General features: G+C 64.8%; 12 protein-coding genes. 5 read left to right on the plus strand and 7 right to left on the minus strand.

The window, feature by feature from the left end:
* The first annotated feature begins 123 nt into the window (after nucleotides 1-123).
* Nucleotides 124-309, plus strand: a complete 186-nt coding sequence (locus AC3WL8_RS18255; protein WP_249679159.1) for a Rid family hydrolase — start codon at nucleotides 124-126, stop codon at nucleotides 307-309.
* Nucleotides 310-347: 38 nt separating this feature from the next.
* Here AC3WL8_RS18255 and AC3WL8_RS18260 read toward each other — a convergent pair whose 3' ends face one another.
* From AC3WL8_RS18260 to AC3WL8_RS18280, 5 genes are all read right to left on the minus strand, one after another.
* Nucleotides 348-1709: a sensor histidine kinase gene (locus AC3WL8_RS18260; RefSeq protein ID WP_492378517.1), complete on the minus strand. Its 1362-nt coding sequence runs from the start codon at nucleotides 1707-1709 to the stop codon at nucleotides 348-350.
* Nucleotides 1702-2382: a winged helix-turn-helix domain-containing protein gene (locus AC3WL8_RS18265; RefSeq protein ID WP_114135028.1), complete on the minus strand. Its 681-nt coding sequence runs from the start codon at nucleotides 2380-2382 to the stop codon at nucleotides 1702-1704. Before AC3WL8_RS18265 ends, AC3WL8_RS18260 begins: the two co-directional genes overlap by 8 nt.
* Nucleotides 2383-2486: 104 nt before the next feature.
* Nucleotides 2487-3944: an efflux transporter outer membrane subunit gene (locus AC3WL8_RS18270; protein ID WP_211981368.1), complete on the minus strand. Its 1458-nt coding sequence runs from the start codon at nucleotides 3942-3944 to the stop codon at nucleotides 2487-2489.
* A gap of 1 nt (nucleotide 3945) precedes the next feature.
* Nucleotides 3946-7107 (minus strand): efflux RND transporter permease subunit, encoded by a 3162-nt coding sequence (locus AC3WL8_RS18275; protein ID WP_492378518.1) that lies wholly within the window; start codon nucleotides 7105-7107, stop codon nucleotides 3946-3948.
* A 14-nt stretch (nucleotides 7108-7121) separates the two neighbouring features.
* On the minus strand, nucleotides 7122-8351 hold the full coding sequence (locus AC3WL8_RS18280) for an efflux RND transporter periplasmic adaptor subunit (protein ID WP_492378519.1): 1230 nt from the start codon (nucleotides 8349-8351) through the stop codon (nucleotides 7122-7124).
* 368 nt (nucleotides 8352-8719) lie between these two features.
* Between AC3WL8_RS18280 and AC3WL8_RS18285 the strand changes: the two genes are divergently transcribed.
* The 4 genes from AC3WL8_RS18285 (at nucleotide 8720) to AC3WL8_RS18300 (ending at nucleotide 12693) form a co-directional block, all read left to right on the plus strand.
* The gene (locus AC3WL8_RS18285; protein ID WP_492378520.1) at nucleotides 8720-9664 is read left to right on the plus strand and encodes a COG4280 domain-containing protein; all 945 of its coding nucleotides are present in this window, start codon (nucleotides 8720-8722) and stop codon (nucleotides 9662-9664) included.
* 229 nt (nucleotides 9665-9893) lie between these two features.
* Nucleotides 9894-10403, plus strand: a complete 510-nt coding sequence (locus AC3WL8_RS18290; protein ID WP_153954029.1) for a lecithin retinol acyltransferase family protein — start codon at nucleotides 9894-9896, stop codon at nucleotides 10401-10403.
* A gap of 212 nt (nucleotides 10404-10615) precedes the next feature.
* Nucleotides 10616-11290 (plus strand): heavy metal response regulator transcription factor, encoded by a 675-nt coding sequence (locus AC3WL8_RS18295; protein ID WP_153954030.1) that lies wholly within the window; start codon nucleotides 10616-10618, stop codon nucleotides 11288-11290.
* Entirely contained in the window at nucleotides 11287-12693 is a 1407-nt protein-coding gene (locus AC3WL8_RS18300) for a heavy metal sensor histidine kinase (RefSeq protein WP_211981364.1), read from the plus strand. Before AC3WL8_RS18295 ends, AC3WL8_RS18300 begins: the two co-directional genes overlap by 4 nt.
* Before the next feature lies 1 nt (nucleotide 12694).
* On the opposite strand, the gene AC3WL8_RS18305 is transcribed toward AC3WL8_RS18300, so the two are convergent.
* Both AC3WL8_RS18305 and AC3WL8_RS18310 read right to left on the minus strand, forming a co-directional pair.
* Nucleotides 12695-12910: a hypothetical protein gene (locus AC3WL8_RS18305; protein WP_153954031.1), complete on the minus strand. Its 216-nt coding sequence runs from the start codon at nucleotides 12908-12910 to the stop codon at nucleotides 12695-12697.
* A 114-nt stretch (nucleotides 12911-13024) separates the two neighbouring features.
* Complete coding sequence (locus AC3WL8_RS18310) at nucleotides 13025-14572, minus strand: class I adenylate-forming enzyme family protein (RefSeq protein WP_492378521.1); 1548 nt, start codon at nucleotides 14570-14572, stop codon at nucleotides 13025-13027.
* Between the last annotated feature and the right edge of the window lie 44 nt (nucleotides 14573-14616).

The raw sequence follows: 14616 nt of genomic DNA on the forward strand, positions 1-14616 counted from the left end.
GGCCTCTGTATCCGGTTGTTGGTGGTACAACCTCACTCTATGAGGAAAGACTTAAGGGAGACTTAAAGGGGAGGGGACATCGAAGGTGATGCTCGCTGCAAACGGCTTTGGGCCGCAGCCCGCGTGGATCTTGTCGAACTGGTCAGCTATCACGTCGATGTCGACAAGCAGCTCCAGGTGTTCCGCGAAATCAAGGACCGCTACATCCGGGAAGACGCTCCCGCCTGGACCATCCTCGGCGTGGCCGCATTGGCCCCGCCGTCGCTCTTCGTCGAAATCAGGGCAGTGGCCGCGACACGCGCTGCGTGATCGGCAGGGGAGATCACGACCCTCCCCAAGTATGAACTCTAAGAAAAGAGGACCAGCGTTGCCCTCAACCCCGGGTGATTGTCGGTCAGCTCCAGGGCGCCGCCATGCAGCTTTGCAACGGCGGCCACGAGGCTGAGCCCCAATCCCACACCCGGTGTACTTCGACTTGCGTCGCCGCGGTAGAAGCGTTCGAGGACTTTGTGCTTCTCGTCATCGGGGATGCCCGGCCCATCGTCTGACACAGAGATGACGACCGCCCCGTCAGCGCGGCGTGACGCCTCGACTGTGATTGTCCCGCGCTGCTGGGCATACTTGAGCGCGTTGTCGATAAGATTCCCGACCGCCTGCGCCAGCAACAGGGGATCGCCAGCCAGCGGGAGCGGACCGGACGACGCGAAAGACAGGGCCACCCCCTGGAGTTCCGCCACGGGTTGATAGAATTCAGCGGCTTCGCCCGCCACGGCAGCGGCATCGACTTCGATGAAGCCAGAGCGGCGCATTCCGGAGTCAATCTCCGCCAGGCGCAGCAGCGCGTTGAAGATGCCCATGACGCGGTCGACGTCGGCAATGGCGCTGTCGATCTCGGCGAAGGTTTGTTCCGGGCGCGGCCGGGTCACCGACAATTCTTCCAGGCGGGAGCGCAACTCCGCCAGCGGTGTGCGCAGGTCATGCGCGATCGCATTGGACACGTTGCGGATGCCCTCGACCAGGTGCTCGATCTGGTCGAGCATGCGGTTCTGGGTCTCTACGAGCGTATTGAGCTCGCTTTCACCGCCGTAAGCCGGCAACCGGTGTGCGAGATTTCCCTGCATGATGGCAGCGGCTGCCTGGTTGATGTCGTGCACCTTCGAGAGCAGCGTGCGACGGACCAGTAGCCCACCCGCTACGCCTAGCAGCAAGACCATGCAGGCTGCGCCCGCCAGCGCGGACATGAACAGTGCTTCGAGCTTCTCAAAGCGGCTGACGTCCCGCCCCAATAACAGGTGATAGCCCCCGGGAAGTACCTTGTGGATCAGCACGGCCCTTACCACCCGCTCGCGTACACCGATTGATGCGGCGTGCATGCCAGTCGATGCGGGAACCTCGCGGGGCCATGCCGGCAAATTGCCGGCAAGCTTCGCCAGGGCCGGATCAGCGAACAGGATGATGGTGGTTTCGACGTCCTCAAGTTGCCCGCCGACCCGGGTTTCAATGGCCATGACCAGCGCATCGGCTCCGTGCCTGGCAAAGAGATTTTCCATATTCCGCGCATCGGCCTGTAGCATTTCGGTGCGACTTTGCTCGATGGTGTTGTGCCAGGCGTACAAGAGCGGTGTGGCAAACAGGGTGAGCACGACCAGGCTCACGGCAACATAGCCAAGCCCGACGTTCAGCGCTGAAAAGCGCAAGCGCTTAATCATCTGCTGTCAGCATATAGCCGGCGTTGCGAATGGTCCGCAGCAATTGCCGCCCGCTGCCGTCATCGATCTTCTGCCGCAGCTTGCTGACATGGACGTCGATGACATTGGTCTGTGGGTCGAAATGATAGTCCCACACGTTTTCCAGCAGCATGGTTCGCGTCACCACCTGGTTGGCGTGGCGCATCAGGTATTCGAGCAGCTTGAATTCACGCGGTTGGAGCGCGACGGCCTTGCCCGCCCGCGTTACCTTATGGGCAAGCAGGTCCATGGAGAGGTCGCCCAGCGTCAGCGTGGTCTCGGCCCGGCCCTCCTGCGAACGCCGCAGCAGTGCATCGAGGCGTGCCAGCAGCTCGCCAAAGGCAAAGGGCTTGACCAGGTAGTCGTCACCGCCGCTCTTGAGACCCCGGATGCGATCGTCCACATCCGAAAGGGCGCTCAGGATCAGGATAGGGACCTTGCTTCCGGTCCTGCGCAACGCCTCGATGATCGCCAGGCCGTCAATGCCGCCTGGCAACATCCGATCCATGATGATCGCATCATAAGGCTCGCTTGCAGCGAGGAACATGCCGTCGCGTCCGTTGTCGGCGTGATCCGCGGTGTGCCCCGCTTCGCTCAATCCCTTTTTGAGGAATTGGGCGACGCGCTCGTTGTCCTCGACGATCAGTAGTTTCATGATGAATCCGGTCCCCAGGCATGGCCTGATGAGATATTAGGCACAGTGTGTTCTGGTTGCCAGCCTCGCGGCGATCCGAAGGCCCATCCTCACGATTCCGGGAATTATGAGGCACTTGCCGCCTGCCGCGGCGCATCGCCAGTGCGCTGGATCCAGCCGCCGCCGAGCGAGCGGTACAGGTCGACCAGACTGGTCAGGCGGTTCAGGCGGGTCGTGACCAGTGCCTGCTGCGCGTTATACAAGTCGGTCTGTGCGGTCAGCACGCTCAGATAGCTGTCGGTGCCACTCGTGTAGAGCATGTTGGCCAGCGCCAGCCGGCGCTGCTGGGTATCGGTGTAGCGCTGCTGCGCCGCCAGCTGGTTGTCATAGGTGCCGCGCGCCGCCAGCCCGTCGGCAACCTCCCGGAACGCGGTCTGGACGGTCTTCTCGTATTGCGCGATGCCGATGTCCTTCTGGACCGTCGCGACATCCAGGTTGGCCTGGTTCGCGCCAGCGGTAAAGATCGGCATGACCAGGGAGGGGATGAAAGACCATGCGCTGGATCCGCCTGCAAACAAGCCACCGAGTGCCGCGCTGGCCGTGCCGAGGGTGCCTGTCAGCGAAATGCGCGGAAAGAAGGCCGCGCGCGCGGCGCCGATGTTCGCGTTCTCCGAGCGCAGGGTTGCCTCGGCCTGCAGGATGTCAGGACGGCGTTGCAGCAGATCCGAGGGCAGGCCGGCCGGAAGGTCGGTCAGGATCGGCTGGTCGCCGAGCCTGACGGGCGCAGGCAGGTCGGGCGGCATCGGCTGGCCGACCAGCAGCACCAGCGCATTCTCGGCCTGCGCGCGCAAGCGGACTTGGGCGGCGTAATTTGCCTGTGCCTGCTCGACCGTGGTCTCCGACAGGCGCAGGTCCAGTTCGGACGCGGTGCCTGTGTCGAACTGCAGTTTCACGATCTTGTAGGCTGCCTGCGCGGTCTCCAGGGTGCTCTGCGTCACCGCGAGTTGCTCGTCGTAAGCGAGCGTGGTGAGGTACTGGTCAGCGATCTCGGACACCAGCAGGATCTTGGCCGCCTGGCGCGCGTAGGCACTTGCCAGGTACTGCTCGAATGCTGCATCCGAGAGGCTTTGCAGGCGGCCAAAAAAGTCAATCTCCCAGGACGCTGAAAGACCCGCCGAATAGCTGTGGGAGGCGCCCGCGCCGGTGATGGAACCGCCGGGAGACGTGCTCTTGGCCGTAGCGCTCGCGCCGGCGTCCACCTGCGGATACAGTGCCGCATTCTGGATGCGGTACTGCGCCTGGACTTTCCTGACGTTCAGCGCCGCGATGCGCAAGTCGCGGTTGTTCTGCAGTGCGAGTTCGACCAGCCGCTGCAGGCGAGGATCGGCAAGAAAATCGCGCCAGCCGATCTCCGCGGCCGGCAGCGTGGCGCTGGCGGTCCCGGCTGAAGCGGTCTTGTAGGCCTCGCCCGCGGGAAAGGCGGCCGACACGGGTGCTGCTGGTCGCTGGTACACGGGCTGCAGCGAGCAACCGGCGGCAAGGGTCACGAGCAGTGCGCAGGCTGCGTATCGGTATCGCTTCATCTCAGTGTCCTCCTGCGCTTTGGTCAGCCGCGGCCATCGCGGATGCTGCCGGCTCGGCCGGCTTCTTTCTGCCAAGCCTGTTGCTGACCACGACATAGAACATCGGGATCAGGAAGGTGGCAACAAAGGTGGCGGTCAACATGCCGCCTATCACCCCGGTGCCGATGGCGTTCTGGCTGGCGGAGCCCGCGCCATTTGCCAGCGCCAGCGGCAGCACTCCAAGCATGAAGGCCATGGAGGTCATCACGATCGGCCGCATGCGCATATGTGCCGCTTCGATGGCCGCCTGGAGCGCCGTGAGGCCCTGGGCGTGACGCTCGCGCGCAAATTCGACGACAAGGATGGCGTTCTTTGCCGACAGGCCTATGGTGGTGAGCAGCCCGACCTGAAAGTAAACATCGTTGGACAGGCCCATCAATGACGTGGCACCGAGCGCGCCCAGGATGCCGAGCGGCACCACCATGATGACGGAGACCGGGATCGACCAGCTCTCATACAAGGCGGCAAGGCTCAGGAATACCACCAGGATCGACAAGCCGTACAGCAGGGGGGCCTGCGAGCTCGATTGCTGCTGCTCCAGTGAGGTGCCCGTCCACTCGAAGCCAATACCCGGGGGCAGTTGCTTGGCCAGCCGCTCCATCGCCAGCATTGCCTGTCCGGAGCTCTTGCCCGGTGCGGACTGGCCCTGGATCTCCATGGCTTCGACGCCGTTATAGCGCTGCAGGACGGGCGGGCCGTAGGTCCATGCGGACCTCGCGAAAGCGGAGAAGGGCACCATGCTGCCGCCGCTGTTGCGCACATAGAGCAGATTGATGTCGTCGGGATTCATGCGATAAGGCGCATCCGCCTGCACGTATACCTTCTTGATGCGTCCGTCGGTATCGAGGAAGTTGTTGACATAGCGCGAACCCCAGGCAGTCGAGAAGGTCTGGTCGACGTCGCTCAGGCTGACGCCGAGCGCGGCGGCTTTCTCGCGATCGATATTGACCTTGAAAGTCGGATTGTCCTGTTGCCCGTTGAAGCGCACCTGCGCAAGCTCCGGATCCTGTTTGGCCAGCGCGAGAAGCCGCTCGCGCGCCCTGGCCAGCGCCTCATGACCGAGCCCGCCGCGGTCCTCGAGCTCGAAGTCAAAGCCGGCGGCAACGCCCAGGCCGCGAATCGGCGGCGGGCTGACCGGGAAAATGACGGCATCCTTGTAGGCGGCATAGCGCTTGACGATGCGCTCGGACAGCGCCTTGGCGGTCAGGTCGGGACGGTTCCGCTGGCTCCAGTCCTTGAAGCGGACGAACAACTGGCCCTGGCTCTGACCGCGGCCGGCATTGTTGAAGCCATTGACCATGAAGGTGGCCTCGACCATCGCCGCTTCATCCTTCAGCAGGTAATTGCTGACCTCGTCGAGTACCGCACCGGTGCGCGCCTGCGTGGCGCCCGGCGGAGTCTGGACCTGCACGAACATAAAGCCCTGGTCCTCGTTCGGCAGGAACGATGTCGGCAGCTTGACAAACATGATGCCCACGGCAGCCACGATTGCCGCGTAGATGATCAGCCAGCGCCCGGAGCGGGCCGCGACGTGCCGCACCCCATGCACATACCTGTCCCGGCCCTTGTCGAAGGTGCGGTTGAACCAGCCAAAGAACCCTTTCTTCTCGCCATGGTCCTCGCGTGGCGGCTTCAGCAGCATGGCGCACAAGGCGGGCGTGAGCGAGAGCGCGACGAACACCGACAGCAGCATCGACGAAACGATCGTGAGCGAGAACTGGCGGTAGATCCCGCCGACGGTGCCGCTGGAGAACCCCACCGGCACGAACACCGCGCACAGCACCATCGCCACGCCGATCAGCGCACTGCTGATCTGGCTCATCGCCTTGCGGGTGGCCTCGAGCGGCGACAGTCCTTCCTCGTGCATCACGCGCTCGACGTTCTCGACCACCACGATGGCATCGTCCACCAGCAGGCCGATGGCCAGCACCAGGCCGAACATCGACAGCGTGTTGATGGTGAAGCCAAGCGCCGACATCACGCCGAAGGTGCCGAGCAAGACCACCGGCACCGTGATCGAGGGGATCAGCGTGGCGCGGATATTCTGCAGGAACAGGTACATCACCAGGAACACCAGGACGATGCCTTCCAGCAGGGTCTTGATCACTTCTTCGATCGAGATCTTGACGAAGGGCGTGACGTCGTTCGGGTAGACCACCTTCAGCCCATGCGGGAAATACGGTTCCAGCTCCTTGATGCGGGCGCGTATCGCGGCGGCGGTGACCAGCGCGTTGCCGCCCGGCGCGAGCTGGATGCCGATGCCGGAGGCGGGCTGGCCGCTGTACTTGTTGTCGACATTGAAGCTCTCCGCGCCGAGATTGATGCGCGCGACGTCACGCAACCTTACCTGCGAACCGTCGGGCAGCACCTTGAGCAATACCTTGCCGAAATCCTCGCTCGTGCGCAGCAGCGTCGCTTCAGTGATGGTTGCGCTCAGCTGCTGGTTCTGCACGGCCGGCGTTCCGCCGAGCTGGCCGCCGGAGATCTGCACGTTCTGGCTTTGCAGTGCCGCAGTGACGTCAGTCGGCGTGAGGGCGTAGCTATTGAGCTTGTTCGGGTCGAGCCAGATCCGCATCGCGTACTGCGTACCGAACACGTTCATGTTGCCGACGCCATTGATCCGGCTGATCGGATCCTGGACATTGGAGACCACGTAGTTGGCGATGTCGAACTTGTTCATGCTGTTGTCAGCCGACACGAAGCCGATCACCATCAGGAACGCGTTGGTGGATTTGGTGACGCGCACGCCCGACTGCTGCACCTGGGCCGGCAGCAATGGCACGGCGAGCTGCAGCTTGTTCTGCACCTGCACCTGGGCGATGTTCGGATCGGTGCCGCTGGCGAACGTGAGCGTCGTGGTCGACTGGCCGGTATCGTCGCTGGTCGAGGACATATAGAGCAGGTTGTCGATCCCGCTCATCTGCTGTTCGATCACCTGGACCACGGTGTTCTGCACGGTGGTCGCGGAAGCCCCGGGATACGTGGTGCTGATCTGGACCGAGGGCGGCGCCACGGGCGGAAACTGCTCGATCGGCAGGGACTGGATCGCCAGTCCTCCAGCCAGCATGATGAGCAGGGAGAGGACGATCGCGAAGATGGGGCGGTCGATGAAGAATCGTGCCATGTCAGGGTCCGCCCTTATCTTGCCTGCGCAAGCACAGGAGCCTGGCGCGTTGCAGACGCGCCGCCGGCATTCGCTTTGGCCGCGGCCTGCGCGGTCCGGGCTTGCGCGTCGACAGCCTGCACCAGCATCCCGGGTTGCACTTTCTGGCCGCCGGTCACGATGACCCGGTCGCCATCGCTCAGGCCGCCGGTGACAATCCATTTGTCGCCGGACGTGCTTTGTGCCTGGATCGTGCGTTGGACGACCTTGTTGTCAGGGCCGACAACCAGCGCGGTTGCCTGCCCCTGCGGGTTATGACCGACGGCCGGGACCGGCACCAGGAAGGCGTTGTCATTCACCCCTTGCTCGAGGCGGGCGCGCACGAACATGCCGGGAAGCAGGACATGGTCCGGATTCGGGAAGACCGCGCGCACTGTCACCGAGCCGGTGGCCGGATCGACCGTAATGCCGCTGAACTCGAGCTTGCCGGCCAGCGGATACTGCGTACCGTCCTCCAGCGTGAGCGTCACCCTGGCCTGGTCCAGGCCATGCAGCTTTACCTGTCCGCTGGCGACATCGCGCCGAAGCTGCAAGCCGGCGACACTTGCCTGGTTGAGGTCCACGTGGATCGGATCGATCTGCTGGATCGTGGTCAGCAGCGTTGCCGCGCTGCCTTGCACATAGGCGCCCTGGGTGACCTGCGAAATGCCGCTGCGGCCGGCAATCGGCGCCACCACGTCGGTATATCCCAGGTTGAGCCTTGCCATCTCGACGGCAGCCTTGGCGGCGGCAACATCGGCGGCGGCCTGCTTGCGGGCCGCGACGGCGTTGTCATAAGCCTGCTTGCTGATGGCGTTGCCGGCAACGAGGGTCTGGTAACGCTCGGCCTGCGCGGTCGTGGTGGCGAGATTCGCTTCTGCCTTCTGCAGTTCCGCCGATGCGCTGTCCAGGGCGGCGCGATACTGCGCCGGATCGATCTGGTACAGCGGTTGGTTGGCCTTGACGTCCGCGCCTTCCTGGAAGCTTCGCTTTTGCACGATGCCGTCAACACGGGCGCGGACCTGTGCAATGAGGTAGGCGGAGGTGCGGCCGGGGAGTTCCACCGAGACCGGGACGCTGGTCCGCCTGGCCGTGACTACCGTGACTTCCGGCGTCGCTGATTTTGGACTAGCCTGCTTTGCGGGACCGCAGCCCGCGAGCGCGAGGACTGCCAGCGTGACAGCCGCCAGGCAGGCACTGCGCCGAAGTGTGTTGTGTGAAGGCATCGAGGCTCCATCCCAGGAGTTTGTGAAGAGCGGGTGGTTGCACTCTGCACGATCGCGAATGAAGGCTGGGTTGGCGGTTCATTAACGATTGTTAATGTCCCGGAGGGAGCAAGAATGACAAATCCGTAATCGAATTGACATCTTTGCACGCCGCCGCACTGACTAGAATCCACGCCGTCGCACGCGCAGGACGGCGGCCGGAGCGCACCCCGGCGCAGCACCGCCGCAAAAAAAAGCGGCCTCCTTGTCTGGAATTGCTTCGCTGGAGCGCACCGAACGCGCCAGCGAGCGAACCCTGTCACCCTGAAGAACTGGAGCGGGACATGCCTGAATGGACTTCGGCAGGACCTTCGATACTTGCAGCATTCATGGTCTCGCTGGTCGAGTTCGTGGAGGCACTCACCATCGTGCTGGCGGTTGGCGCCGTGCGCGGCTGGCGCTCGGCGCTGCTGGGGACCGCAGCCTCGCTGGCCGCCCTGATGCTATTGGTGGCAGTCGCCGGCCCCGCGCTCGCCAGGATTCCGCTGCCGGTGGCCCAACTGGTCGTTGGCACGCTGTTGCTGCTGTTCGGCCTGCGCTGGTTGCGCAAGGCGGTGCTGCGGGCGGCGGGCATCTTGCCGCTGCACGATGAAGCTCAGGCGTTCAGCGCGCAAACCGAAGCCTTGCGCCGGCAAGCCGCAACATCCGGTCGGGCGATCGATGCGGTGGCATTCGCGACCGCCTTCAAGATCGTGATGCTCGAAGGGATCGAGGTGGTGTTCATCGTCATTGCGATTGGCGCGGGCGGCCGGATGATCATCCCCGCGTCCATTGGTGCCGGCCTGGCGTTGCTTGCGGTGATGGCGCTCGGCGTGTGGCTGCATCGGCCGCTGGCCAATGTTCCGGAGAATGCGCTCAAGTTCGGCGTCGGTGTCATGCTCGCGGCTTTCGGCACCTTCTGGGCAGGCGAGGGCATCGGCCTGTCGTGGCCGGGTGAAGACTGGGCAATCCTGGCACTGATCGGCGTTTTCGCCGTGGTTGCGCTGGCAATGGTTCATCCCTGTAAACGGCTGCGCAAGCCGGCCACGGCACTGTCAAGTGCAGCCGCCGGCGCGCGTCCGCCCGCTCGGGGCCGCCTGGCGATGGTGGCCGAGGAAGTGATGGGGCTTTTCGTCGATGACGGCTGGCTGGCCATCGGCGTGGTGGCCTGGGTGATGGCGTCGTGGGAGATGGGGGCCATGCATGCCGTCACTGCGGCCAGGGCGGGGCCGCTGTTCGCGGTCGGACTGACGGTGCTGCTGGCAGCCAGCGCGGTCCGGCGTGCGCGCGCCTGAGGAGCGGTCCCCGGCATCGCAAGCGCCCGAACCGTACAGCGAAGTCGACTGACGAGGGTCCGATTCAGCGCGCAACCAGGGCGCCGTTGATACTCCCTGGCCGATCCAGTAGCAAAACGCATGGCATAAACAAAAACTTATGAACAGTAGAAGAATGTTTAATTGTTATTAATGTGTTGCCGGACATAGGCTTTTCTCAAGTTCACCTGATCGCTTGGGCATTCCGAACATGGGCCAGCCAACCTCCAGCCAACGTCGCACCGCCAGCGCAGCCGTGGCACAGCGACGCCTCGATGCCGGCGCAGAACCGCCGCTCGGTGCCCATCTCGTCACCCCGCGGCGCGGCTACAGTCACCATGGCATCTATGTAGGCGACGGCAAAGTGGTGCATTACGCCGGACTTGCCGGGTCGCTGCGTCGCGGCCCCGTCGAGGAAATCAGCATCACGCATTTCGCTGCCGGATTCGAAGTCCTGATCGAACCAAGTGCTGATCCGGTCTACGTCAGGCATGAAGCCGTGCGGCGTGCACGCTCGCGGTTAGGGGAGAATCGCTACAGGCTGCTGACCAACAACTGCGAGCATTTCTGCGCCTGGTGCCTGTATGGGGAAAGCCGTAGCGAACAGGTGCTCGCGTGCCTCATCGACCCGCGCGCAGCCCTTCGGACCGCGTTATGCCTGTTCGCGGCATGCCTTGCGGCGGCATGGCCGATGCGGCGCACCGGAGCCTACGTGACCTGACCGGCCCCGGTTCTTCGTACAGCGCGGTCGCGGTAAGCCCGATGAACGATGCTCTGTATTTGACGGCGTTGTCGGCGCGCTCCGGCGACGATGCCATCCCTGGGCATCAGACGGCGGGCCAAACGATTACAGCCTTGTCATTCCGCGCACGGTGCGGCGGGAATATGATCGCGGCATGTAATACAGACGGCGGCAACAGGGAGCGCAAGACAATGAAGATCCTGGTAGTGGAAGACGAGCCCAAGACGGCGGCATACCTGCGCAAAGGCCTGACGGAATCGGCCTTCGTGGTGGATGTCGCGGTGACGGGTGCCGATGGGCTGCATCAGGCCATGGAGCATGCTTATGACCTGATCATCCTCGACGTCATGCTCCCCGGGATGAACGGCTGGGACCTGCTCAAGCAACTGCGCGAGCACAAGGACACGCCGGTGTTGTTCCTCACCGCCCGCGACGACCTGGAGGACCGGGTGCGCGGCCTGGAGCTGGGCGGCGACGACTACCTGGCCAAGCCGTTCGCGTTCGTGGAGTTGCTGGCACGCGTGCGCACATTGCTGCGGCGCGGGCCCTTGCGCGAAGCCGACCGGATCGAGATCACGGACCTGGAGATCGACCTGATTCGCCACCGGGTTACCCGTGGCGGCCAGCGTATCGACCTGACGCCGCGTGAATTCGCGCTGCTGCACTTTCTTGCGCGCCGGCATGGCGAGGTACTGAGCCGTACCCAGATTGCGTCGCACGTGTGGGATATGAACTTCGACAGCGACACCAACGTGGTCGATGTTGCCGTGCGGCGGCTGCGCGCCAAGATGGATGACCATTTCGCGCCGAAGCTGATCCACAGCGTGCGCGGCATCGGCTACGTCCTGGAAGCGCGCCAGTCGTGAAGTCAGCCGGTTCGCTCACCGCGCGGCTCGCGCTGGCCTTTGCGCTGATTGCGGGGGGCGCCTTTGCCGGGGTCGGGCTATACCTGTATCACGCGCTGGCCATGCAGATCATCGAGCGGGACGACGCCGAACTGCTGCGCAAGGCCGCGCGCGCCCGCGCCGAACTGGCCGAGACGGGCGGGAGCAACGCCGAGCGATGGCGCGAACTCGGCGGCGTGGTCGCCGGCAATGCCGAGTACGGCTTGCTCGCCAGCGCGCCCGACGGCACGCCGCTGGTGGCAGCGGGAGCAGAGCCGGGAGTGCCGCCCGAAGCCCCGTTGCTGCCGCCGGGCGCGCCGCTCGGGCCGGCATCGATTCGCGCATGGAGCGGCGCCGACGGACTGCCTGTGCGCGGCATCTCGATGCTCGCGCACGCCGGCGCGCAGCCGCTGCCGGTGCAAGTCACGGTCTACCAGGTTGCTGTGTCGCGCATGGCACTGTTGCGCGCCTACCGTTGGAAGCTGGTCCTGGCGACGTGCCTCGGTGCCCTGGCGGCGGGCGGGCTTGGCTATGCCGCCCTGCGCACCGGCATGGCGCCATTGCGTCGCATCGCCGCCGGCACCCGGGCCGTGACCTTCACCAGCGGAGCGCTGCCCGTCGATCCGTCGCTGCTTCCCGCGGAACTCAATGAGCTGGCGCTGGCGTTGCAGCACATGATCGAGCGGCTGCGCGAGCGCTACGAGCGCTTGTCGCAGTTCTCCGCGGACCTGGCGCATGACTTCCGCACGCCTATCAATAATCTGCTCGGACAGACGCAAGTGGCGCTTGCCAGCGACCGGTCGGTGGAGGAATACCAGGCGCTGCTGGTGTCAAACGTGGAAGAATACGAACGCCTTGGACGCATGATCGAGAACATGCTGTTCCTGGCCCGCGCCGACAACGCGCGCGTGGCGGTGCGCTACGCCGAGCTGGACCTCGCCACCGAGCTGGAGCGGCAGGCGGACTACTTCGAGCTGCTGGCGGACGCCCGGGGGATCACCATCCTCGTCGATGCGCGGGGCCAGGTCCATGCGGATCCCGCGCTGCTGCGGCGCGCCGTCGGCAACCTGATCTCCAATGCCGTTCGGTACGCGCCCACCGGCACACAGGTGCGCCTGTGGGCGCGCGAGATGGGCGCGCAGGTGCGGATCGAGGTGTCGAACCCGGGCCCGGGCATTGCCGCGGAGCATTTGCCGAAGCTGTTCGACCGGTTTTTCCGTGCGGACCCGGCCCGGGCCAACTCCGGCGAGTCATCAGGCATCGGGCTCGCCATCGTCAAGACCATCATGGACCTGCACCATGGCACCGCGCAGGCGGAATCGACACCGGGGCAGGTGACCTGCTTCCGGCTGGTCTTTCCGGGCCGCGCGGAGCCGGGCCAATGATTCAGGTCTGCGCAGGCAGGTGGGCGCCATCGAGGTAGGGATCGCGCGCGCTGTTGTTGGCGCCGTCCGTGAAGGGGTCGCGCTGGCGGTGGACCTGGTCGGCGGTGGTCCCGTTGGCATCGTTGGCGGGATCGACAGCCGCTGAGGCAAAGGGCGCTGCGGAGCCCAGTACCGTGAGTAACACGGCGGCAATGAGGATTCGGCGGGTAGGCATCATGACACTCTCCTGTTGACTTGCGCGGCGCGCGGATCGTCGCGCCGTGCAAAGCAGTCTATGTATCCGATGCCAACCGATGCATTGCTGCTTGATGACAGAGTTGTAAGTCTCGGCCTACGCAAGCTGCCAGCGCCACGTCCTGGCATTCGCCTGTTCGCCACCTTGGGCCAACAGCTCCCGTAGCGCGGTCTTGAGTACCTTGCCGTTGCTGTTCTTCGGCAACGCATTGACGAACAGATAGGCTTTCGGCCGCTTGAATCTGGCGATCCGGCGCAGGCACCACTGATCCAGTTCGGACTGGGTCATCCGCATCCCGGCCTTCAGCACGACGACGGCTACCACTTCCTCTCCCCAGACGGGATGCCTGCGGCCGAGCACGGAGACTTCAGCCACCGCGGCATGGGCGAGCAGGGCGTCCTCCACCTCGCGCGGGTAGATATTGGAGCCACCGCTGATAATCGTGTCCTTGCTGCGGTCCTTCAGCGTGAGCTGCCCCTGCTCGTCCACGCACCCGACATCGCCGGTATGCAGCCAGCCATTGCGCAGCGTCGCCACACTGGCCTCCGGGTTGTTCCAATAGCCTTGCATCACGGTGGGCCCGCGCACCAGGACTTCACCGACTTCCCCCACCGGGAGCGCACGGTCCCCGGCATCGGCGATGCGAATCTCCACGCCGGGCAGGGCATGCCCGACCGAAGCCAGCGCCTTGAGGTCGCCGACGGCGTAGGCGCGGCCGATTTCGTGGGACGACTGGGCGGTGATGGTCATCGGACTTTCGCCCTGGCCGTAGATTTGCGCGATGCGGGGGCCCAGGCATTCGACTGCGGCGATCTCGTCCTCCACATAGAGGGGCGCACCGCCACAGACTACGACCTTGAGATTGGAGACGTCGGCCCGGGTCCGGCGTGCGTATTCGACCAGGCGGTTGAGCATGGTCGGCGCAGCGAAGACGCTCGGGCGCTGGTGTGCGGCGACGAGGCCCGCCAGTTCGCCGGCGTCGAAGCCGCCTGAAGGTGGGACCACCTGACTCGCACCTTCGGCCATGTGGGGGACCACGTAGAGTCCCGACCCATGGGACATTGGCGCCGCGTGAATCAGGCTGTCGCCTGGAAGGATGCGGGTGACCGCGCTGGCATAGGCGTGGGACATGGCGCCTAGATTGCGGTGCGAGAGCATGACCCCTTTGGGCTTGCCGGTCGTGCCGCTGGTATAGAACAGCCAGGCGAGGGCGTCTTCGGACACATCGGTGACCGGCATGCCGTGTGCCGCAAACAGGGCATGGTAGTCGGTGGAACCGACCACGATGGTCCGGGCGCCAGACACTGCTTCGGCATCGGCGGCGAAGCTGACGCGGGCGCCGCTGTCGTGCAGGATGCCCTCGATTTCGCGCGGATGCAGCCTGGCGTTGATCGGCACGGCACACAGGCCGGCATGCCAGATGCCATACAAAAGCTCGACGTACTGCGGGCAATTCTTCATGACCAACGCGACCCGGTCCCCGGCCTGCAGGCCGAGCCAGTCACGCAGGCCGCAGGCGCAGCGTGCCACGCGGTCGGCGAGTTGCTCGAAGGTACATAGCCGCTCGGTGCCGAGATAGAGCGCTGCCTGATCGGGATAGGCGCGGGCCGTGCGGACGAGCATTTGCGCAAGGTTGGGGTTCATGCTGCCTCCCTTCTTAACCGGTGTCTGCGGGGGGCAGGCAGCGC

Source organism: Cupriavidus sp. FW305-F7 (assembly GCF_058782875.1).